Source organism: Acutalibacter intestini (genome assembly GCF_034334985.1).
In the GTDB taxonomy this organism is placed as follows: Bacteria; Bacillota; Clostridia; order Oscillospirales; family Acutalibacteraceae; genus Acutalibacter; species Acutalibacter intestini.
In genome coordinates this window covers 125,820-150,896 of record NZ_JAWXXL010000007.1, presented here as the reverse complement: position 1 = coordinate 150,896, position 25,077 = coordinate 125,820, and the positions used below count along the sequence as shown (strand labels likewise).

Genomic DNA, 25,077 nt, shown 5'->3' with positions numbered 1-25,077 from the left:
GCTTTCGTATGTTTCTGCTTCCGGCTTGTTAAAAAAGATAGGACTATATTAAAAATATTCAGAGGTGAAGATTATGACAGTCAATATAAAGGATCTATATAGTAGTGCTTGGCGGGAACAGGCGAAGCGCTATGAGAGTATCCGCCAGGGGTTTATTGATACCTTTGGAGATGATGGGGATACAGCCTTTTTCAGCGCTCCGGGCCGTACGGAGATCGGTGGTAATCATACCGACCACAATCATGGCCGGGTGCTAGCCGCCGCCATTGATTTGGACATTGTGGGCATGGCGCGGAAAACCGATACGGGCATAGCCCGGCTGCGCTCTTTAGAGTATCCCCGGGTGGATACTGTAGACCTAAAGGACCTGTCTCCCAGGGAGGAGATCAGCGGCTCTCAGGCCCTGATCCGGGGCATCTGTGCCCGGTGCCAGGAGTTAGGCTATCAAGTGGGTGGCTTCGACTGCTACACCATGACCCGGGTGCTGAAGGGATCGGGACTTTCCAGCTCGGCGGCTTTTGAGATTTTGGTGGTTACCCTGGTGAGCCACCTGTACAATGATGGGGCCATTGATCCAATGACTGCCGCTCAGATTGCCCAGTATGCCGAGAATGTATACTTTGGCAAACCTTCCGGCCTTTTAGACCAAATGGCCAGCTCGGTGGGTAGCGTAACCGCAATGGACTTTGGTGACCCAAAGAAACCGGTTATTGAAAAGGTAGACTTTGACCTAAACGCCTACGGCCATGCCCTGTGCGTGGTGGACACTGGCGGCAGCCACGCTGATCTAACCCCGGACTATGCAGCTATTCCCCAGGAAATGAAAGCGGTGGCAAGGTACTTTGGTAAAGAATTTCTAAGGCAAGTGGAGGAAAAAGATTTTTATACCGATTTGAGTGGGGTACGCAAGGCCACCGGCGACCGGGCAGTATTGCGGGCCATGCACTTTTTTGATGATGACCGCTTGGCACATGAAGAGGCACAGGCACTAAAAGCTGGGGACTTTGGCGGCTTCTTAATGATGGTAAACGATTCAGGCCGATCCTCCCAGGAACGACTGCAAAATGTATACTCCCCCACACATCCTAAAGAGCAGGGAATTCCCCTGGCACTGACTGTGTCCGAGTTCCTGTTGCAAGGCCGTGGCGCCTGCCGGGTGCATGGAGGAGGTTTTGCGGGAACCATCCAGGCCTATGTACCCTTTGACCTGTTGGAAAGTTATCGGGAAGGTATGGAGAAGGTGTTTGGTCAAGGAAGTTGCTATGTACTTACAGTGCGCGGCTGTGGTGGTGTGAAAGTCGAACTGTAGATAGAATAATGTTTAGGGCTGGCCTAAGACTCTGAGGGAAAAGGGGGCTTAGGCCAGCATATATTTTAACTGCCTTCTGCAAAAACATGAAGTAGGGCAAAGCGGTCGTGCCAAAAAGCAGTTTTCCATTCCAGAGCCTACGTTCACAAGTTGAACCTCATTGGCCACTGCCAGGTGGTAGATGCACCCTCGACGTCCAGTGTAGCCGTCAAGGATACAGACTACGTATACCACTGGGTTCTGTGGATACAAATGTAAGTTGCTGGATTTCGAGAAGGGTATTGCTGGAATTCAGCGGGACTATTCTTGGCCTCGTTGAGCCAAAGACCGAGAAGTGTATTCCCAAAGTGTTGGTAGACTGTCTGATAGTCTTATGCCCCCATTAGGGCTTGTTTGAAAAATCGCAAACACCGTCATTATGCCCTGTCCGGGCGGATTTGTGTGTCGAAAATCTTCGTAATACGAAAGTATTCCTTGCGGTTTTCTTCGTCAAACCGCACCCGCCAGGGCAAAAATCCGACACTTTCTCTATTTTCAAACAAGCCCTAGATGAATCCGCATAAAAAGTTTCTTTGATATGTTTTTGCGGATTTTTTAAGTATAATCATACATTTACAATAATCTTTTGTCACTTAGGTGTCAGACTTTTTTTCAAACAGCTTGCGTCGGAGGAATATTTCGGGTATAATAAGACCGGTAAAAGGAAGTGGCGGACTTGACAAACCGGGCGTTCTACCTGAAAAAAGAGCAAAAGCAGCTGAAACGGGACAAGATCACTTTGGGCGTGTTGGTCTGTGTGGTGGTGGCACTGTGCGCATTGCCACCAGTCCAAACCTTTTGGAAAGCAGTTTGCTTTCAAGGGCGTTTCAGTGATTGGACCGGACAGAAGCTGCCTTTGGAAATCCACGTATTGGATGTGGGGAAGGCAGATGCTATTTTGATTAAAAGTGATGGCCACACCGCCTTATTGGATTCCGGCCATTTTTTGGCAGGGTACCAAACCACTGACTACCTCTTTCGTCACGGAGTGGAGAGTCTGGACTATGCTATCTTGTCCCATCCGGATAGCGACCACATGGATGGCATGGCAAACGTGGTATCAGAAATAGAGACTGGGATGTTTTTACGGGCAGAGTGGCAGCCAGGAGCTTCTGCCGGTTTTTCCATGCTTGACGAGATTTTAAGAGAGCACGATGTTCCTCAAAGAGTCCTGCGGCAGGGCGAACAGTTCACTTTGGGACAAGCAGAGTTTACGGTTTTGGGTCCAGTAAGGGAATATGCGGATACCAACAATAGTTCACTGGTATTGCGGATGGATTGCGGCGGCTTTTCCGCGTTATTCTGCGGAGACATAGAAAAAGAGGCTGAGGCAGACCTGGTTCTTTCTGGGCAAGACCTCTCGGTGGATTTGCTGAAGGTTGCCCACCACGGCAGCTCCACATCTTCTACAGAAGAATTTATCCGGCAGGTTGCTCCCAGGTGCGCGGTGGTCTCCACTGGATATGATCGAAACAAATTACCCAGAGAAGGACCTTTAGCTTGTATAGAGGCAGCCGGAGCAAGAATATACCGAACAGACACGGATGGTGACATTGTGTTCTCTTTTGACGGAGAGTGCGTCACAATCACCACGGAGAAATAAAGGAGGAAGCTTTCCCTATGAGACAGTTGATTATTGACCGGTTTGAGGGCAAGTACGCCATTTGCGAGGATGCAGAGCAGAAATATTTTGCCATCGAGGTTTCAGAGCTTCCCCAGGGCGTGGGAGAAGGCGCGGTGTTGAAAATTAGCGACGAAGGTGAACTGACCTTTGACCAGCAGGAGACAGCACGTCGCCGGGAGCGTCTTGCGGAAAAGCAACGCCGGACGTTTGGTAGATGATAAGGAGGCGGCTGGTTTGGGTAAGCTGGGATATATATTGGGCTGCGTAGTGCGGATGGATTACGGTGAACTATTTCGCACAGTAAAAACGGTTCATCAAATAACTGGCAAGAATCGGCCGTCTGTACTGCTAGACGTGGTAGGCTGCGGCTTGCGGTACGGGGCCGGATTCAATGATTATCTACTATGCGAGTTTTATAATTTAACGCCCGAGCAGCGAGCCACATATGTGACCAGGAGCGTGAACAACACCCTGGTACAACTGTTGAATGACCGGGAATATTACCATTATTTTGATAATAAAAGCGAGTTCTATACCAAGTTTGCTCACTATATAGGTCGAGATTGGCTGGATTTTTCCAAGGCTGGGCAGAAAGAGTTTGAGAAATTTCTCAGTGGCAGAGACCAGATTATGGTAAAGCCAGAAGACGGTACTGGAGGCAAAGGTGTGGAAAAGCTGTTTACAGCTGATTATAAGAACCCTGTCCAGATGTACCAGAAGCTGATGGCCGACAATGTGGGCGTGGTGGAGGAGGTTCTCCAGCAACACCCAGACCTGGACCGGCTGAATCCCAGCTCTATCAATACGTTGCGAGTTGTCACAGTGCTGAACGACAGTGGAGCCCATATTGTCTATGCCCACATCCGTATTGGAAACGGCGGTCGACCAGTGGACAACCTGCATTCGGGAGGAATGTTTGCCCCTATTGACATGGAGACAGGACTGGTGCAATACCCTGGCTATGATAAAGATCGTAAGACCTATAAGAAACATCCCCAAACTGGTGTGGATATACAGGGATTTCAAATTCCCCTGTGGGAGAAGTGTAAAGCCATGTGCGTGGAGGCGGCAGGACTGGTGCCCCAAATGCGCTATGTGGGTTGGGATGTGGCAGTAACTCCTACGGGCCCGGTACTGGTAGAGGGCAATAACCTGCCTGGATACGATATTTTACAGATGCCTCCCCATACACCTGATAGAGTTGGGATGCTTCCCCGGTTCCGGGAATTTGTGGACGGGATCTAGATGTTCTTTTTCCGGAATTTGAGAGCGTTTGATCTTTTTTGTGGCTGGTAATAAATTCTTCTCTGGAGATAAAAGCGTAAGAATAGGTGTAGAACTATTGGAAAGCAAAGAAATAACAATAGAATCGAGGAGGCAAAGTGGAGAACTTCCGGGGGTTGCGGGAGCCTGTAGAACAGAGCGTAAAACACTGCTAAGAGTATTAGTAAGAAAACAACGCAAGCAAAAAGGCTGGTTAATGGGCGGTTTGGGAGCCTTGGAACGGCATTCCTAACGTCGTTTACAATTTCACACTTAGTTTGGTTTATTCTGCATATAGCGGGGCAACGTATACCTATGGCCGGCTACTAGATGATTTAGCGGAAACTGCGGCATGTCTTGGTGCTAGTACGGCAGCTTATTTCATTGTGAAGATCACAAAGACGAACACCCCGTGGCTTTTCCAATATTTCCAGTTTTAGAGGGCTTGATTGTCTCCGCCGCGCAAGCTATCTTTGCGTCCTTCCCTCCTACCTTTTCCGGTCTGTGGTCCCTCTCCACCAAACATTCCTCCGCTTATTTGTCAGAGAATAGAATACCACATACTTTGCCATCTCGCTGTGCAGAGCTCACACCCGATCTTTCGGGGGGTGAGTAGGCTGTGATTGTGCCCCGGGTCTATTGCGCCTATCTCTTTCGGCTGGGTGAGGAAGGCTTACAGGCACCTCCCAGAAGATGTTTAAATTCCCGGTAGCGAACTTGTAAGCGGTGGTCTACCAGTCCCAATGCATTTGGAGGCGAGTGGCGGTGCTTTTCTTATTTTTGAGGATAAAGACATTCTTTAAAGATGATTAGGGCTACTCCTACCTTGTCCGTTCCGCGCTCTTCCTGGTTTCTTGATTTCTTACCGGCTGGTTCACATTTTTGGTCAACCGATGCTGTTCATTGGAGCCCCTGTTTCCTGGTTATGAGGAGACGGTTATTTTGCGCTTTCAGATGAGAATGCATGAAGGCTGCAACCAGGCACCATTGTTCTTGTGGAAAAATCTGCCTTTCGGAATGTTTTTTGTATGTGTTAGTATAAACAAAAAAAGCCGAGATGGGGAAAGGACCCATCCGGCTTTTTTTCTACATTTTTTTAAGTTCCCGGGCCGATTTAGCCTGCTTATATGAAAAGCGCAGAGGTGTTTTTCGTTTTAAATGTAAACCATCAATCTCCTTGCGCCGCATGTGTACGCTCTGCACCAAGCCAAAACCCAAGTACAAACACATGGAGGAGGAACCACCAGCACTAAAGAAGGGGAGGGTGACCCCCATAACAGGCAGGATGGCCAGACACATGCCGATATTTACAATAGACTGTAGAGCAATAAGCCCAAAGAATCCGAAGCAAATGTACCGGCCCAGGTCATCCCGAGAGGTCCTGGCCACATGGAGGACTTTTAACATGAAGAGCAGGAGTAAAACTAAAATAGCGGAACATCCTACAAAGCCCAGTTCCTCGCCAGCGACCGAGAAGATGAAGTCGCTCTGCTGAAAGGTTACTACGTTACTGTTCACCCGGTTGCCCTCAAACAAGCCCTGCCCCCAGAATTTTCCACTGCCAATAGAGGTACGTCCCTGATACTGCTGATAACCTTCATTCATGCGCACGTCCGGATCGTCCAGGTTGAATACAGCCACGAAGCGATCTTTCTGGTACTCTGGCATAAAATACTGCCAGGCAACAGGCAGTGCAATAACGATTATTGTGGCCAAAATGATGAAGTACCGTAGCTGTACCCCGGCTGAGAGACTCATAATAATGAACATAGCGAAAAATACCACCGCTGCGCCGGTATCGCCCTGCCATATACATAACAGCATTGGTATAAAGGCGTGGACGCTTAGCAGGATAACTTGAATCGGGTCCTCTAACCGTCCTCGCTTGTTAAGAATATCCAGATGCTTGCCAAAGGTAAGCAAAAAGGCGATCTTGACCAGCTCAGAGGACTGGAAGGTCCTTCCGCCAATATTGATCCAGGCCCGGGCGTCCACACCGCCAGAACCCACGATCTGTTCGCCAAAAAGCCGAGTGTAGATCATGAGAAACACACAAAACCCTGCGATGAGATACCAGAGATTAGAAATCTCCGCATAATCTATCATACTAACGATGATCGCACCAGTCACGCCTAGAATAATAGCTAGGAACTGCGTACGAAAATAATCGGCTACAGTGGCCCGAGAGACGCTTTTCAATAAGACCAGACTATAGACGGAAATAGCAGCTAAAAGAAACCAGAGGAGGATGTCTGCCCTTTTTAGATAGTCGAATACACTTTTAAATATTCTATTCAACATTTTCGGATTCCTTATTTTTTAAATGGTATTTTGTAACGGAGAATTATGCTTAGTAATAATTCTTTACTTTATAGCAATTTGATAAAAGAGTGTCAAATGCCAGGAGAATGATATGATATTTTACATTTTCTGTTTTTTTACATAAAGTGTTTTTTACAAATACTTTTACAACATATTATAACATGTATAGTTGTTAAGAGCAAGTTTTTTTGATTCGGGCTTTACTATTTGCAGAATATACTCTATAATGGGTAGAGTTAAAGCCTGTTTTGAATGACGGGGTTGAAGATCCTCAAATTCAATATGAAAGGCAGATTTATTACTGAAATAATACTGGAAAGGTGTTGAGGCAAGTCTATGAAGAGCGATATTGAAATAGCCCAGAGTGTGAAACTGAGGCCTATTACCGAAATAGGGGAAGAGTTGGGGATTTTGGCAGATGAGCTGGAGCTTTACGGGAAGTACAAGGCCAAAATAGGCGCGGGAGCGTTTGAGCGTTTGGCTGGAAAACCTGACGGTAAACTAGTGCTGGTAACCGCCATTAATCCCACGCCTGCCGGAGAGGGAAAGACCACTACCACAGCTGGTCTAGGCCAGGCTATGGCGAAAATTGGGAAAAACGCGATCATTGCTTTGCGAGAGCCCTCCCTGGGACCGGTATTTGGCATTAAGGGGGGCGCTGCCGGCGGCGGCTATGCCCAGGTATTGCCGATGGAGGACATCAACCTGCATTTTACGGGGGATATGCACGCTATTACCTCTGCCAATAATCTATGCTGTGCTATGCTGGACAACCATCTACAGCAGGGGAATGCCCTTGGCATTGATCCCCGTCGTATCCTTATTAAACGCTGCCTAGATATGAACGACCGTGCCCTGCGCAATGTGGTAGTGGGTTTGGGGGGAAAGATCAACGGTGTACCCCGGGAGGATAACTTTATTATTACCGTGGCCAGCGAGGTCATGGCTATTTTGTGTTTGGCTAAAGACATGCCAGACCTAAAAAAACGCTTAGGAAACATTCTTATTGCCTATGATTACCAGGGACAGCCAGTGTATGCCCGGGATATCAAGGCCGAGGGCGCTATGGCCGCACTGCTGAGAGACGCAATCAATCCCAACCTGGTGCAGACCCTGGAAGGAACCCCGGCCGTTATGCATGGCGGGCCCTTCGCCAATATTGCCCACGGCTGCAACTCGGTGCGGGCCACCCGGCTGGCTTTAAAGTTGGCCGACTACTGCATTACAGAAGCGGGCTTTGGCTCGGATCTGGGGGCGGAAAAGTTTATGGACATTAAGTGCCGTATGGCAGGGCTGGCCCCGGACTGTGTGGTGGTTGTAGCTACAGTGCGGGCTCTGAAATATAACGGTGGCGTACCCAAGACAGAGCTTTCCGCTGAAAACGTTGAGGCGCTGGAGAAAGGCATTGTCAACCTAAAAGCCCATGTGGAAAATATGCACAAGTTTGGGGTACCCGTGGTGGTGGCTATCAATCGCTTTGGTACAGACACAGACAGAGAGTTGGAGGTAATCGACCGCTGCTGCAAGGAGCTGGACGTCAGCTACGCGCTCTCCGAGGTGTTTGCCAAGGGCGGCGAAGGCGGTATGGACCTGGCCCAGACGGTCTGTAATGTTATAGAGAAGTGCCAGGACAGTGAGTCTCATTTTGCCCCGATTTATCCCGACGAGGCCCCAGTGGAAGAGAAGATTCAAGCAGTGGCCAAAAACATCTACGGCGCGGACGGCGTGATCTTTACCAACCAGGCGGCCAAGTCTCTGAAAGAGATCAAAGTTTTAGGTGGAGACAAGATGCCAGTCTGTATTGCTAAAACCCAATATTCTCTTTCCGATGATCCTATGCTGCTAGGCCGTCCTCGTGGCTTCTCCATCACCATCCGAGATCTGAAGCTTTCTGCCGGCGCTGGCTTTGTGGTGGCTTATGCGGGTGACATCATGACCATGCCTGGTCTACCAAAGGTCCCTGCTGCTGAGAAGATTGATGTGGACCAGCAGTCTGTGATTCATGGGCTGTTCTGAGATGACTCAGAAGTTTATCACAAGCTCCCCTGAGGAAACGGCTGAATTGGCCCGTCGGATGGCGGAGGAGCTGACAGGTGGGGAAGTAATTGCCTTTACAGGAGGAATGGGTGTGGGCAAAACCGCCTTTACCCGGGGGCTGGCCATTGGCTTGGGGGCAGGAGACGTGGCCAGCAGCCCCACCTTTGCTTTGATAAATGAATATGCAGGCCGGTTAACTCTGGAACATTTTGATATGTACCGTATTGAGAGCTGGGATGATCTGTACTCCACAGGCTTCTTTGATTATTTGGACACAGATCGGGTGCTGGCTATTGAATGGAGCGAGAATATTGAGACTGCTCTGCCCAAAGAGTTTGTTCATGTGGATATTCAGCCTGGCCCAGAGGAAAACCAAAGGGTGGTTACCATTAACGGCTGGAAAGGACGGCTTTGAATATGCTGATTTTAGGAATTGAATCTTCAGCGGGGGCGGCCTCGGCGGCGGTGGCAGAGGATGGAAAGCTGCTGGGGGAGTTTTTTGTCAATACAAAGCAGACCCACAGCCAGACTCTGCTGCCTATGGTAGAAGCATTGTTGAAAAATTTAGGCCTTACATGTGGAGACTTTGGGCAAATGGCTGTGACCAACGGGCCGGGTTCGTTTACCGGGGTGCGCATTGGTGTATCGTGTGTAAAGGGGCTGGCCTTGCCCAACAATGTTCCCTGTTGTGGAATTTCCACACTGGAGGCCATTGCTTATCCGAGCAGGTTGTGGGATGGCTGTGTGGTGTGCGCCGTGATGGATGCCCGTTGCGGGCAGGTATATAACGCAATTTTCCAGAGCAAGAATGGGGACTTGACCCGACTGACAGAAGATCGGGCTATTTCCATAGAGGCGTTGGGCCGGGAATGTCAAAAATATAGAGAACAATTAGTGCTTTTTGGGGACGGGGCTGAGCTTTGCCACAGAGAATTTGCTGTCTGGGGCGCCCGGTTGGCCCCGGAAAACCTGCGGTACCAGCGGGCTGGCAGCGTGGCACTTTTGGCAGCTGGCCGGCCTGGCGTGGCTGCTGGAAAGCTGTTGCCCAGTTATCTACGGTTACCCCAAGCAGAACGAGAACTAAAAAAGCGAAAAGAGGCTAAATAAATATGAAAATTGCCATAGGCTGCGACCACGGTGGGTATGACCTTAAGGAGGCCGTGCGGGGCTATTTAGAAGAGCATAAGATCGAATATGAGGATTTTGGTACTTTTAGTGCCCAGTCGGTGGACTATCCGCTGGTAGCTGTGAAAGTAGCGAATGCAGTGGCAAAGGGCAAAGCGGATTTGGGGGTGTTAACTTGCTCCACAGGCATCGGTATTTCCATTGCCGCTAATAAGGTAAAGGGTATTCGGGCCTCAGTGTGTACCAATGAGCTTTGCGCCCAGCTAACTCGGAACGACAATAATTCTAATATTCTCTGCATGGGCGGTAAAGTGGTTGACAAGGAGAATGCTTTACGGATTTTAGAAGCCTATCTGAACGCCCAGTTTGAAGGGGGACGTCATGGACGCCGGGTAGAGCAGATTGAAAAAATTGAGCGTGGTGAACTGATCGAATAAGTTTTTATTTAGGAGGATTTGTCATGCAGGACCATAAAAATATTTTTGTTATGGATCATCCGCTGATTCAGCATAAGCTGACTTTTTTGCGTAATAAAAATACCGGGACAAAGGAGTTTCGAGCCCTGGTTAGCGAGATTGCCAATTTGATGTGTTATGAAGCAACCCGTGACCTGCCCTTGATGGAGGTGGAATGTGAAACCCCCATGCAAAAAACTACCACTAAAATAATTGCTGGACGTAAACTAGCTTTTGTTCCCATTTTGCGGGCGGGTCTAGGGATGGTGGACGGTATGCTGAATCTGGTGCCGTCTGCAAAGGTCGGGCATATTGGCCTGTACCGGGATCATGATACCTTAAAGCCGGTGGAGTACTATAATAAGCTTCCCCAAGATATTACAGAACGGGACGTGATCGTATTAGACCCCATGCTGGCCACAGGAGGCTCGGCTATGGACGCTATTTCCATTGTCAAGCGTAGTCGGCCTAAAAGCATCAAGTTTCTGTGCATCATTGCTGCTCCCGAGGGCTTGGACGTGCTCACCAAGGCGCACCCAGACGTACACATCTATTGTGCGGCGGTAGATGAACGGCTGAATGAAAATGGCTATATCCTACCAGGGCTGGGGGATGCTGGAGACCGTATTTTCGGCACAATTTAAGGAATGTTCATCGTGTAAATGTTTGGCAAAATGGCTCTAAACGGTGGATCCCCTTTTACCGCTGGCTGTTTCAGCTTGTTTGCTGGGGCTTCCCCATTGAAGAAAAATATGGTATACTAGATAAGATTATGTATAGACATTCCAACTTCGCACCTAGGAGTGTTATAATGAGTGAAATAAAAACCTATCAGCTCAGCGATGCTGTTAAGCTTAGAAGCTTTACGGATTCGAAATTCAAAACGATGCGAATTTCTGTGAACATGCTCTTACCAATTTCTAAGTTAACAGCGGCAAAGTATGCCTTACTGCCTTCTCTAGTGAGCAGGGCTTCCAGAAATTATCCAGATTATACTTCGCTTGGCTGCAAGTTGGCCCAGCTGTATGGCGCTTCTTTGGGATCTGGAGTACAAAAGCTGGGTGAATACCAGGTGCTGACTATCTCTGCGGGAGGCATTGCCAGCCGCTATGCCTTTGGCGGCGAAGATATGTTTGCGGAACTTTCCCAGCTGCTGTTTTCTGTGATTTTAGACCCGCTTAAGGATGCTGGGGGACTCTTTCCTCAGGATGGCTTTGACCAGGAAAAACGGCAGCAGTTGGAGCAAAAGGACACGGAATTCAGCGATAAAATGCTCTATACCCACCAGCGTTGCCACCAGATTCTTTTTGAGGGACAGCGGGCTGGGGTAGAACGACTGGGAAGCCGGGAGGACATTGCGGCGCTGAAAAGAGAAGAGCTTTCTGCTGCCTGGGAGGAGGTCCTCCACAGTGCGAGATTTGAAATTTTCACTTTGGGTGATTGCCAGCCAGATGTAGCGGCGTTCTGCCAAACCTTTTCTGGACTAGGTAGAGCCCATATTTTGAGTGCGGCCCCTTATAAAGAGCCAGAAAAAATCCACAGGGTGACAGAAGAACAGCCAGTGTCCCAGTCTAAGTTGTCCTTGGCTTTCCGGGTGCAGGCCAGACCGGAAGAGGCATTGCTGTTCCATCTGGTCAGTGCGGTGCTGGGAGAGCCCACTAGCTCGAAGTTGTTCCAGAATGTAAGAGAAAAACAAGGCTTATGCTATTATTGTGATTCGAGTTTTTCCTGGAGTAGCGGTGCGTTGTTTATAGAGAGCGGTGTGGAGACCGAAAATCTGGACCGGGTAGAGACCGCAGTGATGGAGCAGGTGCATACTATGCAAAAGGGCCAGATTACGGACAAAGAACTGGAGTACGCGAAGGGGTATATTTTTAACTCCTTGCGGGGAGTAACAGACTCGCTGCATAAGGTGGAGAATTGGTATTTAAGCCGGGCCTTTGACCAGGAAGATCTGAGCCCTAAACAGGCGATGGAGAAGATTGCTGGATATACAGTCGGCCAGGTGACAGAAGCCGCCAACCAACTGAAGCAGGCAGTAATATACAGGCTGAAAGGGAATGGTGCTTGTTGATGGAGCTTCAAAAAATTATGAGCCGGCGGATGGGCGATTTCTACTATAAAGGACAACATTCTTCTGGACTGGAAATTTATCTCTACCCCAAAGAGAGCGGCAGCACGACCCGGGCTGTGTTTGGAACAAAGTACGGATCCATTGACAGCTGTTTTCAGCGTAGCGACACCACTTCACCGGAAACGGTGCCAGATGGAATTGCTCATTATTTGGAGCATAAACTCTTTGAAAGCGAGGACCAAGATGCCTTTGCCCGATATGCTGAGACAGGAGCCAGTGCGAATGCCTACACTGGATTTGAGTCCACTTGTTATGTGTTTACCTGCACTGATAAGCTGTACGAATCTTTGGAAATATTGCTGGACTTTGTACAGTCTCCCTACTTTACAGTGGAGACTGTGGCAAAGGAACAGGGGATTATTGGCCAGGAAATAAAGATGTATGACGATCAGCCAGGCTGGCGGGTGTTTTTTAATTATTTGCAGGCAATGTATCATTGCCACCCAGTGCGTAACGACGCGGCAGGGACTGTGGAAAGTATCGCCCAAATTACTCCAGAATATTTGTACCGCTGTTATGATACTTTTTATAGTTTAAATAATATGATATTGGTGCTAGTCGGCCGGTTTGAAGTGGAGAGGGTTCTAGAATTGTGTGACAAGATGCTAAAGCTCCAGCGGCCTGTCCATGTAAAGAGAGTGCTTCCAAACGAGCCTTGTTCCGTGGTGAAAGCCCAGATTAAACAGAGACTTTCTGTGGCTATGCCGGTTTTTCAGTTTGGCTATAAGGATACCAGTACAGCACAGCGCACAGAAGCGGACTTGGCTGCGGTGGGAGTTCTCCTGGAAGTAATTGCTTCCGATGCTTCTCCCTTGTTCCGCCAGTTGCTGGATAGCGGCTTGGTCAATGAGGCCAGTTTTAGCTATCAATACTTTGAGGGGAGTGGGTACGCGACCCTGATGTTTAGCGGAGAATCTCGGGATCCAGAGGCTGCCGTCGCTTTTATTCAGGCGGAAGTGGCACGGTTGAAGGCCCAGGGGATTCCAGAGGATGCTTTTGAACGGGCAAAAAGAAGTCTCTATGGAGAAAGTGTTTCCGCCCTGAATAACCCGATAGAGATTGCCGACTGGATTACGGATCTAACCTTTAGCGGCTTGGAACTATTTGCCTATATTGATGCCTTGGCGGAGCTGTCTCTAGACCAGGTAGAGAAAAAGTTGGAGCTGCTAGATGACGAAAAAAGCGTGTGCTCGGTGGTTTTGCCGCTGAATGAAAGAAAGGACTGATACCAGATGACCCATGTGGTGGAGTTTCCCGGACTGGGGTTGACCTTTACAGTGAATGAGGTGGCCTTTTCTATTGGGAACTATGACATTCGTTGGTACGGAGTGCTCATTGCCTTGGGCTACCTTTTGGCCATTATCTATGCTTGGCGTAGCGTTCGAAAAATGAATATTGATATGGATCGGTTGATTGACGCAGTGCTGGCCGGTACGGTGGGGGGCATTATATGCGCGCGATTGTATTATGTGCTCTTTTATACTGGCGACAAGTACTGGAACGACCCCATTCAGATTTTATATATCCACGATGGGGGGATTGCCATCTATGGCGGATTTATTGGAGCCATGGTGTTTGGGGGCCTGGTGGCCAAATGGCGGGGTCTGCGGGTACCTGCGGTGCTGGACCTGGCCTCGCTGGGGTTTCTCATTGGCCAGGGCGTAGGCCGTTGGGGCAATTTTGTGAACCAGGAATGCTTTGGAGAAGCTACCACGCTGCCCTGGGGAATGATTAGCAATAATACTCAGCGAGTAGTACCAGAAGGGCCTGTACACCCCTGTTTTTTGTATGAGTCGTTACTTTGTCTACTGGGCTTTGTGCTGCTGCATATTTTCACCCGAAAATTCCGACAGTACGATGGCCAGACTTTCTTGTTGTATATTGTTTGGTACGGAGCGGTACGATTTTTCATTGAGGGAACCCGCACAGACAGCCTAATGCTGGGGAGTTTGCGGGTGTCTCAGTTGGTGGCGGCTTTGTGCGTGGTGATAGGCGTTGTACTGCTGGTAGTATTCCGCCATAAGAATACCCTTTCTGGCTGTGGGAACCAGCATGTGATGGAGTCGATGGGCCTTTCCAAGGAGGAGAGCCAGCCCCAAGCCAGTACTATTTTTGGGGATTTGCCGCCTTTTGAGGAGGAAGAACAGACAATAGCTGAAGAACTGGGTGGCAAAGATAAGGAAGCCGAGGAGAAGCCGGTTAAAGAAGAAATAACCGAGAAAGAAGAAACCGAATGATACAGGGAGGAAACGATATTGGCACAAATCATTGACGGTAAGGCGGTGTCCGCACAGGTAAAGGCCCAGGTGGCACAGGAAGTGGAAGTACTAAAGGCCCAGGGGATCGTTCCAGGCCTAGCAGTGGTCATTGTGGGTGATGACCCAGCCTCCCGCATTTATGTAAACAATAAGAAAAAAGCCTGTCAGACTGTGGGGATTTATTCGGAGGAGTACGCGCTGCCTGCTGGTGCCACCCAGGAGGAGTTGTTAGACCTGGTTCGAGAATTGAACGGTCGCAGAGAGATCAGCGGTATTCTCGTACAGTCCCCCTTGCCCAAGGGGCTAGACGAGGCGGCTTTGGTGGAGACCATTGATCCTCAAAAAGATGTAGATGCTTTCCATGCCTATAATGTAGGAAAGATCATGCAAGGGCGGTATGTATTTTTGCCGTGCACTCCAGCTGGAGTTATTGAACTGATCCGTTCCACAGGGGTGGAGATTGCTGGAAAGAACTGCGTGGTCATAGGCCGCAGCGACATTGTGGGAAAACCTATGGCCATGTTGTTGCTCCATAACCACGGCACTGTGACCATTTGCCATAGCAGGACCCAGAATCTGGCGGAGATCTGCCGGGACGCGGACATTCTAGTAGCTGCTGTAGGAAAAGCAGGTCTGGTTACCGGCGATATGGTGAAGCCAGGGGCAGTGGTTGTCGATGTGGGCATGAACCGGAACATGGACGGGAAACTGTGCGGCGACGTAGATTTTTGTGAGGCAGAAAAACGCGCGGCCTTTATCACCCCTGTTCCGGGCGGCGTAGGTCCTATGACTATTGCCATGCTAATGAAGAATACGGTAGCTGCCGCAAAGCTGCAAAATGGTGTAAAAGACCTTTGAGCACAGTAGCGGAGAAGTAGAAATAAACGGGAAGCTCCCGGGCAAAAGCTGCCGTGGCTTTGGGAATGAGGCGGTTTTATGGAAAATTTGTTGGAAAAGATACAGTCTACCGAGGATCTGCGGGCGCTGGACCTTACACAGTTGGACCAACTGTGTGAGGAGATGCGGTCTGTAATTATCGAGACGGTCTCAGACAACGGGGGACATTTGGCATCCAATTTGGGTGTGGTGGAGTTGACTGTGGCACTGGGGCTGGCTTTTTCGCCGCTTTCGGATGCAATTGTGTGGGATGTAGGCCACCAAAGCTACCCATATAAGCTACTGACAGGCCGCTATAAAGAGTTTTCCACCCTACGGAAAGAGGGGGGGATTTCTGGATTTCCCTGCAAAGAGGAGAGCGTTTGCGACCGTTTTACCAGCGGCCATAGCAGTACTTCCATTTCAGCAGCGCTTGGACTTTCAGAGGCTAACAAACTCCGAGAGGTTCCGGGCTATGTAGTGGCGGTGATTGGAGATGGAGCCTTGACCGGCGGTTTGGCTTTTGAAGGCTTGAATAACGCGGGACAGCTGCACCGGAATTTAATTGTTGTGCTAAATGACAACGCTATGTCCATTTCCAGAAATGTGGGCTCTATTGCCCGATACCTAACCTATATGCGGGCCAAGCCGGGTTATATCAAGGCCAAGGGAAGTGTAGAGGACGCGCTGAGCTGTCTGCCCATAGTAGGGAGGATCATTGCCCAGGGAATGCGCCGGATAAAGGCTAGTTTAAAAAAAATATTATATAATTCTACAATTTTCAGTGATCTGGGCTTTGCCTACTACGGGCCTTTTGATGGACACAACATTAAGGATCTAGCAGAGACCTTTGAGGCAGCGAGGCTAATTAAAAAACCGGTGCTGATTCATGTACGTACCTACAAAGGCAAAGGCTACCAGTACGCAGAGCAGTCGCCTACTCTGTACCATGGGCTTTCCGGCTTTGATGTAGATACCGGAGACACCGGAGAGCAGCCTAGGAGTTTTTCAGGAGTTTTTGGTACGGCACTGTGTAAATTGGCGGAAAAAAATGAAAAAATCTGTGCTATCACCGCGGCAATGCAGGAAGGTACCGGCTTAACGACCTTTCGGGAGCGTTTTCGAAACCGTTTTTATGACGTGGGAATTGCCGAGGGTCATGCGGCTACCTTTGCCGGTGGGCTGGCCGCGGGGGGGATGCTGCCGGTATTCGCCGTATATTCTACCTTCCTTCAGCGGGCCTATGATCAATTGATTCACGACGTGGCCCTGCAAAATGTTAAGGTACTGTTGGCCATTGACCGGGCCGGGGTGGTGGGAGAAGACGGTAAGACTCATCAGGGAGTGTTCGACGTAGCTTTTTTGCAGACCGTACCAGGGGTGACCCTATATGCGCCCACTTATTTTCGTGAGCTGCGGGACCAGTTAACCTTTTTGGTGGACAAGGGACAGGGACTGTGCGCCATACGTTATCCTCGGGGTAGGGAGCTCTATAAGCCCGACAACTTTCGCAGTTCCACTGAGGCATTTACGATATATAGCGAAGCTGAGAGCGACATTTGCCTGGTGACGTATGGACGTATGTTTTCTTTTGCTGCGGAGGCGGTAGAATATCTGCGCAAACGGGGAAAACGAATCAAGCTGTTAAAGTTGAACCGTATTATTCCTATGGCCCAGGAGGCAGTGGAAGAGGCTGCTCGTTGCCACAGAGTCTTTTTCTTTGAGGAGGGCATCCGCCGGGGCGGTGTGGGTGAGCACTTTGGCTGTCAGCTCCTGGAAGCGGGATTTACCGGGCGCTATGTGTTAAAAGCGATTGACCAGCCATTTATTGAGCATGCACCCATGTTTCGCAGCCTAGAACAGCTAGGTTTAAATGCCAAAGGCATGGAGCGTGTAGTGATGGAGTGCTGCCAGGAGGAGGAAGTGGAATTTGGCAAAAAAGAGGCTTGACCTGTTGGTATATGAGCGGGGTCTGACATCCAGCCGGGAAAAGGCTAAAGCGTTGATCATGGCCGGAGAGGTTTATGTAGAGAATCAAAAAGCGGATAAGCCTGGCGATCTGTACCCAGAAGAGGCTAAGGTTCTGCTGCGGGGTGGAGAGCGGTATGTTAGCCGAGGAGGCCTAAAGCTGGAAAAGGCTATGTCAGCGTTTAAACTAGACTTGACTGGTCTTATTTGTATGGATGTAGGTGCTTCTACCGGGGGCTTTACAGATTGTATGCTTCAAAATGGCGCGGCTAAGGTTTACGCAGTGGACGTTGGTTATGGCCAGCTAGCCTGGCAGCTGCGTAACGACAGCCGGGTGGTAAACCTGGAACGGACCAACGCCCGGTATTTAACAGCGGAACAGGTGCCGGAAATGATCGAGTTCTTTTCGGTGGATGTGGCGTTTATTTCCCTTACGCTGATTTTGCCAGCTCTGCGGGAACTGTTGGCAGAAAAAGGTCGGGGGGTCTGCCTGATCAAGCCCCAATTCGAGGCAGGCCGTGAAAAGGTAGGCAAAAAAGGTGTGGTGCGCGATCCAGCAGTACATGTAGAGGTAATAGAAAAAATTGTGTCCTTTGCTTTAGAAAATGGCTTTTCTGTAAAGGCGCTGGACTTTTCACCAGTAAAGGGGCCTGAGGGAAATATTGAGTATTTAGTTTTATTGGAAAAGGCTGTTTCCACAGAGCTAGCCCCAGGAGTGTATAATCCACAAGAGGTGGTAGCGGAATCTCATAAAAGTTTAGATAGGGGTTAAGCAATGAATCTGTACCATTATTTTGATGATCGTTCAGGCCCTTTTCATAGCCTTTCCGAGATCTCAATCGAGGAGGCAAAGATTCTTCTAGAACATATGAAGATAGCGAGGCCGGATTCGCAGTGCGCGGCAAGACACGCTCAGTATGTGGAATACAGACAGAACTGTGAGGAAATTCTCCGCCGGGAGTTTAAGAAAAAGGGTGGGGTGCTTCAGCGAAAGAATCCACATTATATGGTGGTGGAACATAGTCCCTGGCTAAGCACCTGGTTTGAGCAGAGCGCTATGGTAGCGATTCCCATAGAGGAATTTGACCTACGTACCCTCTCCTTTACCTATGGAGATTCAATGCCTACCTTTAGCCCGACGATCAATGATGGGCGTGAGTATAGACATCAGATATATACGTATGAGGAAATTTTGGAGATGATTGAAAAATATGGGCTGCCTCAAGAATGGAATGCGGATGGCTCCTATGGCCCGGAACGATATATTGAGGTCCAGGTGTGGAGTGATTGGCCGGTGGATCAATATAGAACAAAGGGGGACGGCATGCCATGAAAATTGCCATTGCGCCCAACCTGGTAAAAAAGCAGGCTGCCGCCCGGGCGGAAAAGGCTGCTGCTGTTTTGCGAAAGGCGGGATGCCAAACCGTTTTCATCACTGGGCTGTACCAAAAGGGTTCCCAGCGCCAGAAAGCAGTGGAGCAAATCGGCGGTTGTGATCTACTGCTAGCTTTGGGAGGCGATGGGACCATTATCTGCGCTGCGAAAACTGCCGCAGGGCTAGATTTGCCAGTTTTGGGGGTCAACGCAGGCAAGTTGGGCTTTAATGCTGGTGTGGAATGGGAGGAAATACAACTGCTGGCCCGGCTGGCAGAGGCACATTGGCGGGAAGAACGTAGGATGATGCTTAAGGTAGAACTCGTCTCTGGAGAAAGACGGCAGAGTTTTCAGGCTTTAAACGATGCGGTAGTTTCAGCGGAACTTTCCACCATCATTGAGTACCGAATGGCCATAGGTAGCGGCTTAGGGTATGCTTACCGTGCAGATGGATTTATTATAGCCACGCCTACGGGTTCTACGGCATATTCTCTTTCGGCGGGAGGGCCGGTAATAGAGCCTACGCTAGACTGCATGATCTATACGCCCATCTGTCCCCATTCACTTTTTAACCGCAGCGTGGTGTTTGCCCCGGATACCCGGCTAATGGTGGAAATACCCAAAAACCGGGGTCGCCTTTTTTTAACGGTAGATGGGGAAGAACCGGTAGAGCTGCAGGGGAACGATAGGATTATCTTTGAAAAAAGCTTACGGTCCGCCCGGTTTATCCGGTTAACAGAGAATAGTTTTTATGATACACTGAATCATAAGCTTCTGGAACATCAATAATGCTAGGCAAAATATGCCGGAAAGGGAGCGTCATGAAAACCCGACGACATGCTAAAATACTGGAATTGATCAAGGAGTACGACCTAGAGACACAGGACGAGCTGCTTCGATTTTTGCGGGAGGCTGGCTACGACGTGACCCAGGCCACTGTTTCCCGGGATATTAAAGAACTGCGGCTGGTTAAAACGCTAAGCAGCAGCGGAAAGTATAAGTATTCAGCAGGCACCGATACGGCAACAGATATGTCCTCTAAGTTTTTTTCACTTTTTGCCGATTCTGTGCTTTCCGTGGAGGCGGCGCAAAATATGCTGGTAATCAAGTGTCAGAGTGGGATGGCTCAGGCTGTGTGCGCTGCCATGGACTCGATGTATTGGAAAGATTTCGTGGGTACTCTGGCAGGAGAGGATACGATTTTTGTGGTGTGCCGCAACGACGCCACAGCGAAAAGCGCCCAGGAAGAGCTAAAAAGGCTGTTTACCACCTAAATAAAAAGGAGGCTTTAGTGTGCTTGCGCAGCTTTTTATCAATAATATCGCTGTCATTGAGCGGGCTTCCATCGACTTGGAATCTGGCTTCACAGTGCTTACTGGTGAGACTGGAGCGGGCAAGTCAATTATCATTGACGCGATTCATGCGGTGCTGGGAGAGCGTACCTCAAGGGAACTCGTGCGCACAGGCACAGCTTCGGCGTCCGTGTCCGCCTTGTTTACAGGGCTTTCAAAGGATGCCTTGCAGCAGCTGGAAGGGCTTTCCGTTCCCTTAGAGGAGGATGGCTCCCTGTTAATTCAGCGAGACATCAAACTGGAGGGGAAGTCTAGCTGCAAGCTGAATGGTGCGCCAGCCACAGTCTCTATGCTAAAAACTATTGCGCCCCGGCTGGTGGGCATCCATGGCCAACATGAAAGCTACGAGCTGCTTTCTCCAGAAATACACATGACTTATATTGACAGCTTTGGCCGATTAGAAGGGCTTTTAGAAAAATATCAGGTCAGCTACCGTCGGGTACGGGGGCTACAGCGGCGGCTGAAGGAGTTGAACACGGACGAGGGCGAAAAGAGCCGTCAGGCAGACCTGCTGCGTTACCAGATTAATGAGCTGGAAAGCGCTAATCTAGTTCCTGGAGAGAGGGAGGAACTAACCCAAAATCGGGAAGTTGTCCGAAACAGTGAAAAAATATCGGCAGCCGTGGAGTTGGTCAAAGCTCTGTTGGCAGGAGATGAAGAGAGTAGCGGCGTCTTGTCAGACCTGTCTCAAGCCGCAGATCAGCTGGAGCAGACAGCTGGCTACCAGCCCCAGCTAGACGAAGCCCTGCAAAAGTTGCGGGAGGCGGGGTATCTTTTGGAGGATGCAGACAGCGCCCTGCGGAATATCTCAGTGGAGTTTGACCCAGCAGCTCTAGATGCCATTGAGAGCCGGCTAGACTTACTATACCGGCTGGGGATGAAGTACGGTGAGACAGAGGAGGAGATGCTGGCTTTTTTGGAAAACTGCCGAGAAAGCCTACGGAAGATTGAGTTCTCTGATGAAGAGCGGGAAGAGCTTCAGAGGAAGTTTGAGCAGGAGAAGCAGGTGGCCATTAGCTTGGCCCGGGAGCTCTCCACTAAGCGCAGGGCGGCGGCAGAGCGGTTTATCAAGCAGGTGAAGAGTGAGCTGGCCTTTTTGAATATGCCGGGGGTAGAGTTCCTGGCGGATATTCAGCGGGTCCCTCTGAATCCGACTGGCTGTGACAAGCTGCAATTTTTGGTCTCGGCCAACAAGGGAGAACCAGCTAAGCCCTTGTCCAAAATCGCCTCTGGCGGCGAGCTCTCCCGCATTATGTTGGCGGTTAAGACAGTGCTTTCTGGACGGGATAAGATCGACACGTTAATTTTTGACGAGGTGGATACCGGCGTCAGCGGTGGAGCGGCCAACCGTATTGGCGAAAAGCTGAAGCAGGTTAGTCAAAACCGCCAGGTACTGTGTATCACCCACCTGGCGCAGATCGCGGCTATGGCAGACCATCATCTGCGTATCAGCAAGCATATTTCTTCCGGGAGAACCTATACGCAGGTGGAGCCCTTAGACTTTGAGGGACGAAAGCGGGAGCTAGCTCGGATCATCGGTGGAGAAGAGGCAACACAGCTGCAACTGGATATGGCGGGAGAAATGCTGAAAAAGGCCTGAGAACCTCCCCGCAGCCTGCCTGGACTGATGGCAGCGAAATTTTTGTGGACGATTGGCTTGACATTCGGTAAAAAATAGTCTATAATGTTTGCCAATGACAATGACGGAATGCAAGTAGGCGCTGCTTTATATGGCAAAGAGAGCCCGCGGGTGGTGAAAGCGGGAGCATGGTAGCGGTCGAAAATACCTTCCAGAGTTGCTTTCTTGAATCTGATAGTAGGGAAAGCCGTTTGACGGGCGTTAACTTGTCAGGGTATGGATGTACCCGTAGAGGCTGTGGCCGTGAGGTCCCAGTAAACTGAGGTGGTACCGCGATTTTATCGCCCTCTGTAAAAAGTATGCCCAATGGGGCGCTTTTGCAGAGGGCGTTTTGTGTTGGGCTGTGGAGGTGAATTTTGTGCTTCAATTGAAGCCGGCGTGGATCGGGGACGCTGCCGCTCTGCTAGATATTCAGCGGCGGTGCTTTGCGGCTTTGTTGGAAAAGTACCAGGACTATGACACTAACCCGGCTATGGAGCCGCTGGAATCCATCCGGCGCAAAATCAGTGAAAGGGACTATTACTTCATTTTAGAGGATGGCAAAATCCTGGGCTTTGCCGGCATCCGCCGGTGGGAGAAGACCGGCCGGGTGTCGCCTATTGGCGTTCTGCCGGAATACCAGGGGCGGGGAGTAGGGCACGGGGCTATGCGGCTTTTAGAGGAGCGATACCCGGACATATTTTGCTGGGAGTTGGATACTATTCTTCAGGAACCCGGCCTGTGCCGCTTTTATGAAAGCCTAGGATACCGGCGTACCGGAGGATCATACGAAATAAAGCCAGGAATGGATATAATCGACTTTTGCAAGAGATAGGAGGCTATTATTTTGTATCAAGCGGTTTTCTTTGATATTGATAATACACTGCTGCTGAAAAAGCCTAGTATTCAGGAAAAAGTATTTGAGGCAGCCATCCGACATATTCCAGGCCTTAATTTTGAGACAGTGGAACGAGCCTATGCCGCCAGCGAGATTTGGCAAGGTGAGCAGGTCAAGAAAGAAAATGAAACAGGGATTCGTATGCCAGATGACGAGTATCTAGCGCATGTGGTAAAAATATATTGTGATTCCCTGAACCTAAGCGCCCTAGTGGGCGGTGAGCTGACTGATATTTTCTCTCGGGGCTATGAGAAGTCCTATTATTTAGTCCCGGGCGCTATGAAGGTGCTCACCCAACTGAAAGCACGCGGTCTATTACTAGGGATCGTCAGCAACAATTATGCGGGTATTCGGCAGGCATTGGAAGAGCAAGGGATTTCCCACTTTTTTGCCCCTATCATCATCTCTGAAGAGGTCAGCCTCTATAAACCCGATCCTGAGATATTGAAGCTGGCTTGCGCCCAGGCTGGCGTATCCTCTAATGACTGTGTGTATGTGGGTGATCATCCCTTTGATATACTCTGTGCTCATGAAGCGCATATGGACGTGGTTTGGATGCCGGTCAACCAATTTATACAAGTACCTGGATACATCGGAGCGCCTGAACATACTGTAAGCGCACTTAACGAACTGTTGGATATTATTTGATTTTGAAAGGACGAATAAAATGCAGCTTTATGAAGAATTAGTGGCCCGAGGACTTATCGCCCAAGTGACCAATGAGGACGAAATTCGCAATGTGATTAACAATGGCGATGCGGTGTTTTACATTGGTTACGACTGTACGGCCGACAGCCTGACTGCCGGACATTTCATGACCCTGACCCTGATGAAGCGCCTACAGCTAGCGGGGAATCGTCCTATCGCGCTGATCGGCGGGGGAACCACCACCATCGGGGACCCCTCGGGCCGTACGGACATGCGTAAAATGCTGAGCCGGGAGGACATCAATCACAATGCCGCTTGCTTTAAGCGGCAAATGGAACGTTTCATTGAGTTTGGTGAGGGCAAGGCACAAATGCTTAACAACGCGGATTGGCTGCTGGGCCTGAACTATGTAGATCTATTGCGGGAGGTGGGGGCCTGCTTCTCTGTAAACAACATGTTGCGGGCCGACTGCTACAAGCAGCGCATGGAAAAAGGCCTAAGTTTCTTGGAATTCAACTATATGATCATGCAGTCTTATGATTTTTACTATCTTTTCCAGCATTATGGCTGTAATATGCAGTTCGGTGGTAACGACCAGTGGAGCAATATGCTGGGAGGTACTGAGCTCATCCGCCGGAAGCTGGGAAAGGACGCCCACGCCCTGACCATTAATTTGCTTACCGATTCCCAGGGGAATAAGATGGGTAAAACCGCTGGAAATGCGGTTTGGCTGGATCCCAACAAGACCTCGCCCTTCGACTTCTACCAGTACTGGCGGAACGTAGAGGACGCGGACGTGGTCAAGTTTATTCGGATGCTCACCTTCCTGCCTCTGGAGGAGATTGACGAGATGTCTCACTGGGAGGGCAGCCAGCTAAACCAGGCCAAGGAAATTTTGGCCTACCAGCTCACCGAGATGGTCCACGGCCCGGAAGAGGCAAAAAAGGCCCAAGACGGCGCCCGGGCCCTATTCAGCGCGGGAGGCAGTACCGCAAATATGCCCACCACCCAGCTGACAGAAGAGGACCTGGTTAATGAAAAGGCCGGTATTTTAGATCTGCTGGTTAAGAGCGGCTTGGCTCCCTCCAAGGGGGAGGCCCGACGTTTGGTGCAGCAAGGCGGCGTATCCGTCAATGACGAAAAGGTAGGGGATATCGCGGCCTCCTTTGAAAAGGCCCAGCTGGAAGAAGGCCTGGTTATCAAAAAAGGTAAGAAGGTCTTTCATAAGGTAGTGCTGTAGGGGGGCGCTTGGGAATGACGGGACAAATTATCCGTGGAATGATCGACTATTCCCAAGGCAATCAAGAGGACGTGGCCCACTTTTTGAAGGTATACGCCTATGCCAGAGCCATTGGACTGCTGGAAGGGCTGGACCAAGAGAACCAGGAGACCTTGGAGGTGGCAGCTATTGTGCACGACATTGCCTGTCCGGTCTGCCGGGAGAAGTATGGCTCCGCTGCCGGGCACTTGCAAGAGCAGGAAAGCGAAGCGGTGCTGCGGCCCTTCTTGGCGCGATTCCCGCTGCCGGAGGCCATGATAGAGCGAGTGGTGCGGCTGGTCTGCCGCCACCATACCTATGCCAATGTGGACGGCCTGGACTGTCAAATATTGCTGGAGGCGGACTATCTGGTCAATGCCCATGAGATGGGTCAAAACCAGCAGGCAGTGGAGTCTTTCCGGGAAAAGGTATTTCGGACCCAGGCGGGGCGAAAACTGTTGAACTCCCTCTATTTGAATACCAGGACGGATGAATAATAGCAGAAAAAACGGGGCAGCC

The 25,077-nt window shown here is 50.0% G+C and carries 25 protein-coding genes and 1 other annotated feature; of the genes, 24 read left to right on the top strand and 1 reads right to left on the bottom strand.

From position 1 onward, the window contains the following. Positions 1-73 precede the first annotated feature (73 nt). The 5 genes from U8U68_RS08225 (at position 74) to U8U68_RS08205 (ending at position 4,488) form a co-directional block, all read left to right on the top strand. Positions 74-1,309 (top strand): galactokinase, encoded by a 1,236-nt coding sequence (locus tag U8U68_RS08225; RefSeq protein WP_322200349.1) that lies wholly within the window; start codon positions 74-76, stop codon positions 1,307-1,309. A gap of 715 nt (positions 1,310-2,024) precedes the next feature. Then, positions 2,025-2,951 carry a ComEC/Rec2 family competence protein gene (locus U8U68_RS08220; protein WP_322200348.1) on the top strand — a complete coding sequence of 309 codons (927 nt, stop codon included), beginning with the start codon at positions 2,025-2,027 and terminating at the stop codon, positions 2,949-2,951. A 17-nt stretch (positions 2,952-2,968) separates the two neighbouring features. After that, entirely contained in the window at positions 2,969-3,190 is a 222-nt protein-coding gene (locus U8U68_RS08215) for a DUF3006 domain-containing protein (protein ID WP_322200347.1), read from the top strand. A 16-nt stretch (positions 3,191-3,206) separates the two neighbouring features. Continuing rightward, positions 3,207-4,217 (top strand): sugar-transfer associated ATP-grasp domain-containing protein, encoded by a 1,011-nt coding sequence (locus U8U68_RS08210; protein ID WP_322200346.1) that lies wholly within the window; start codon positions 3,207-3,209, stop codon positions 4,215-4,217. A 28-nt stretch (positions 4,218-4,245) separates the two neighbouring features. Further along, on the top strand, positions 4,246-4,488 hold the full coding sequence (locus U8U68_RS08205) for a hypothetical protein (protein WP_322200345.1): 243 nt from the start codon (positions 4,246-4,248) through the stop codon (positions 4,486-4,488). A gap of 833 nt (positions 4,489-5,321) precedes the next feature. On the opposite strand, the gene U8U68_RS08200 is transcribed toward U8U68_RS08205, so the two are convergent. Beyond that, positions 5,322-6,536, bottom strand: coding sequence for an FtsW/RodA/SpoVE family cell cycle protein (locus U8U68_RS08200; RefSeq protein ID WP_322200344.1), 1,215 nt, complete (start codon positions 6,534-6,536; stop codon positions 5,322-5,324). Positions 6,537-6,893: 357 nt separating this feature from the next. Between U8U68_RS08200 and U8U68_RS08195 the strand changes: the two genes are divergently transcribed. The 19 genes from U8U68_RS08195 (at position 6,894) to U8U68_RS08105 (ending at position 25,055) form a co-directional block, all read left to right on the top strand. Then, a complete protein-coding gene (locus tag U8U68_RS08195; protein ID WP_322200343.1) occupies positions 6,894-8,573 on the top strand; it encodes a formate--tetrahydrofolate ligase in 1,680 nt (559 codons plus the stop codon). Then, on the top strand, positions 8,560-9,009 hold the full coding sequence (tsaE, locus tag U8U68_RS08190; protein ID WP_322200342.1) for a tRNA (adenosine(37)-N6)-threonylcarbamoyltransferase complex ATPase subunit type 1 TsaE: 450 nt from the start codon (positions 8,560-8,562) through the stop codon (positions 9,007-9,009). Before U8U68_RS08195 ends, tsaE begins: the two co-directional genes overlap by 14 nt. A 2-nt stretch (positions 9,010-9,011) precedes the next feature. Beyond that, positions 9,012-9,701, top strand: a complete 690-nt coding sequence (tsaB, locus tag U8U68_RS08185) for a tRNA (adenosine(37)-N6)-threonylcarbamoyltransferase complex dimerization subunit type 1 TsaB (RefSeq protein ID WP_322200341.1) — start codon at positions 9,012-9,014, stop codon at positions 9,699-9,701. 2 nt (positions 9,702-9,703) lie between these two features. After that, entirely contained in the window at positions 9,704-10,156 is a 453-nt protein-coding gene (gene rpiB, locus U8U68_RS08180) for a ribose 5-phosphate isomerase B (RefSeq protein WP_322200340.1), read from the top strand. A gap of 23 nt (positions 10,157-10,179) precedes the next feature. After that, positions 10,180-10,818: a uracil phosphoribosyltransferase gene (upp, locus tag U8U68_RS08175; protein ID WP_322200339.1), complete on the top strand. Its 639-nt coding sequence runs from the start codon at positions 10,180-10,182 to the stop codon at positions 10,816-10,818. A 167-nt stretch (positions 10,819-10,985) separates the two neighbouring features. Further along, the gene (yfmF, locus tag U8U68_RS08170; RefSeq protein ID WP_322200338.1) at positions 10,986-12,248 is read left to right on the top strand and encodes an EF-P 5-aminopentanol modification-associated protein YfmF; all 1,263 of its coding nucleotides are present in this window, start codon (positions 10,986-10,988) and stop codon (positions 12,246-12,248) included. Continuing rightward, entirely contained in the window at positions 12,248-13,534 is a 1,287-nt protein-coding gene (gene yfmH, locus U8U68_RS08165) for an EF-P 5-aminopentanol modification-associated protein YfmH (protein WP_322200337.1), read from the top strand. Before yfmF ends, yfmH begins: the two co-directional genes overlap by 1 nt. Positions 13,535-13,540: 6 nt before the next feature. After that, the gene (lgt, locus tag U8U68_RS08160; RefSeq protein ID WP_322200336.1) at positions 13,541-14,545 is read left to right on the top strand and encodes a prolipoprotein diacylglyceryl transferase; all 1,005 of its coding nucleotides are present in this window, start codon (positions 13,541-13,543) and stop codon (positions 14,543-14,545) included. Positions 14,546-14,563: 18 nt separating this feature from the next. Continuing rightward, on the top strand, positions 14,564-15,424 hold the full coding sequence (folD, locus tag U8U68_RS08155; RefSeq protein WP_322200335.1) for a bifunctional methylenetetrahydrofolate dehydrogenase/methenyltetrahydrofolate cyclohydrolase FolD: 861 nt from the start codon (positions 14,564-14,566) through the stop codon (positions 15,422-15,424). Between the two features lie 78 nt (positions 15,425-15,502). Beyond that, entirely contained in the window at positions 15,503-17,392 is a 1,890-nt protein-coding gene (gene dxs / locus U8U68_RS08150) for a 1-deoxy-D-xylulose-5-phosphate synthase (RefSeq protein ID WP_322200334.1), read from the top strand. Then, positions 17,373-18,182, top strand: coding sequence for a TlyA family RNA methyltransferase (locus U8U68_RS08145; RefSeq protein ID WP_322200333.1), 810 nt, complete (start codon positions 17,373-17,375; stop codon positions 18,180-18,182). Before dxs ends, U8U68_RS08145 begins: the two co-directional genes overlap by 20 nt. Positions 18,183-18,329: 147 nt before the next feature. Further along, positions 18,330-18,743 carry a hypothetical protein gene (locus U8U68_RS08140; RefSeq protein ID WP_322200332.1) on the top strand — a complete coding sequence of 138 codons (414 nt, stop codon included), beginning with the start codon at positions 18,330-18,332 and terminating at the stop codon, positions 18,741-18,743. Then, positions 18,740-19,573, top strand: a complete 834-nt coding sequence (locus U8U68_RS08135) for an NAD(+)/NADH kinase (protein ID WP_322200331.1) — start codon at positions 18,740-18,742, stop codon at positions 19,571-19,573. The genes U8U68_RS08140 and U8U68_RS08135 overlap by 4 nt, the downstream gene beginning before the upstream one ends. 32 nt (positions 19,574-19,605) lie before the next feature. Beyond that, positions 19,606-20,058 carry an arginine repressor gene (argR, locus tag U8U68_RS08130; RefSeq protein ID WP_322200330.1) on the top strand — a complete coding sequence of 151 codons (453 nt, stop codon included), beginning with the start codon at positions 19,606-19,608 and terminating at the stop codon, positions 20,056-20,058. 19 nt (positions 20,059-20,077) lie between these two features. Further along, entirely contained in the window at positions 20,078-21,736 is a 1,659-nt protein-coding gene (recN, locus tag U8U68_RS08125; RefSeq protein ID WP_322200329.1) for a DNA repair protein RecN, read from the top strand. A gap of 91 nt (positions 21,737-21,827) precedes the next feature. Next, positions 21,828-22,067: a binding site (T-box leader), on the top strand. Positions 22,068-22,133: 66 nt separating this feature from the next. Then, positions 22,134-22,589 carry a GNAT family N-acetyltransferase gene (locus tag U8U68_RS08120; RefSeq protein WP_322200328.1) on the top strand — a complete coding sequence of 152 codons (456 nt, stop codon included), beginning with the start codon at positions 22,134-22,136 and terminating at the stop codon, positions 22,587-22,589. Positions 22,590-22,601: 12 nt separating this feature from the next. Beyond that, the gene (locus U8U68_RS08115; RefSeq protein WP_322200327.1) at positions 22,602-23,300 is read left to right on the top strand and encodes an HAD family hydrolase; all 699 of its coding nucleotides are present in this window, start codon (positions 22,602-22,604) and stop codon (positions 23,298-23,300) included. Between the two features lie 19 nt (positions 23,301-23,319). After that, positions 23,320-24,540 (top strand): tyrosine--tRNA ligase, encoded by a 1,221-nt coding sequence (tyrS, locus tag U8U68_RS08110; RefSeq protein ID WP_322200326.1) that lies wholly within the window; start codon positions 23,320-23,322, stop codon positions 24,538-24,540. Positions 24,541-24,554: 14 nt separating this feature from the next. Then, positions 24,555-25,055, top strand: coding sequence for an HD domain-containing protein (locus U8U68_RS08105; RefSeq protein WP_322200325.1), 501 nt, complete (start codon positions 24,555-24,557; stop codon positions 25,053-25,055). Positions 25,056-25,077: the final 22 nt, after the last annotated feature.

Coding starts and splice junctions, on each gene's coding strand:
- tsaB (WP_322200341.1), top strand. CDS start 9,012: ATGCTGATTTTAGGAATTGAATCTTCAGCGGGGGCGGCCTCGGCGGCG.
- upp (WP_322200339.1), top strand. CDS start 10,180: ATGCAGGACCATAAAAATATTTTTGTTATGGATCATCCGCTGATTCAG.
- U8U68_RS08135 (WP_322200331.1), top strand. CDS start 18,740: ATGAAAATTGCCATTGCGCCCAACCTGGTAAAAAAGCAGGCTGCCGCC.
- yfmH (WP_322200337.1), top strand. CDS start 12,248: ATGGAGCTTCAAAAAATTATGAGCCGGCGGATGGGCGATTTCTACTAT.
- U8U68_RS08225 (WP_322200349.1), top strand. CDS start 74: ATGACAGTCAATATAAAGGATCTATATAGTAGTGCTTGGCGGGAACAG.
- tsaE (WP_322200342.1), top strand. CDS start 8,560: ATGGGCTGTTCTGAGATGACTCAGAAGTTTATCACAAGCTCCCCTGAG.
- tyrS (WP_322200326.1), top strand. CDS start 23,320: ATGCAGCTTTATGAAGAATTAGTGGCCCGAGGACTTATCGCCCAAGTG.
- dxs (WP_322200334.1), top strand. CDS start 15,503: ATGGAAAATTTGTTGGAAAAGATACAGTCTACCGAGGATCTGCGGGCG.
- U8U68_RS08105 (WP_322200325.1), top strand. CDS start 24,555: ATGACGGGACAAATTATCCGTGGAATGATCGACTATTCCCAAGGCAAT.
- yfmF (WP_322200338.1), top strand. CDS start 10,986: ATGAGTGAAATAAAAACCTATCAGCTCAGCGATGCTGTTAAGCTTAGA.
- U8U68_RS08215 (WP_322200347.1), top strand. CDS start 2,969: ATGAGACAGTTGATTATTGACCGGTTTGAGGGCAAGTACGCCATTTGC.
- argR (WP_322200330.1), top strand. CDS start 19,606: ATGAAAACCCGACGACATGCTAAAATACTGGAATTGATCAAGGAGTAC.
- U8U68_RS08195 (WP_322200343.1), top strand. CDS start 6,894: ATGAAGAGCGATATTGAAATAGCCCAGAGTGTGAAACTGAGGCCTATT.
- U8U68_RS08200 (WP_322200344.1), bottom strand. CDS start 6,536: ATGTTGAATAGAATATTTAAAAGTGTATTCGACTATCTAAAAAGGGCA.
- rpiB (WP_322200340.1), top strand. CDS start 9,704: ATGAAAATTGCCATAGGCTGCGACCACGGTGGGTATGACCTTAAGGAG.
- lgt (WP_322200336.1), top strand. CDS start 13,541: ATGACCCATGTGGTGGAGTTTCCCGGACTGGGGTTGACCTTTACAGTG.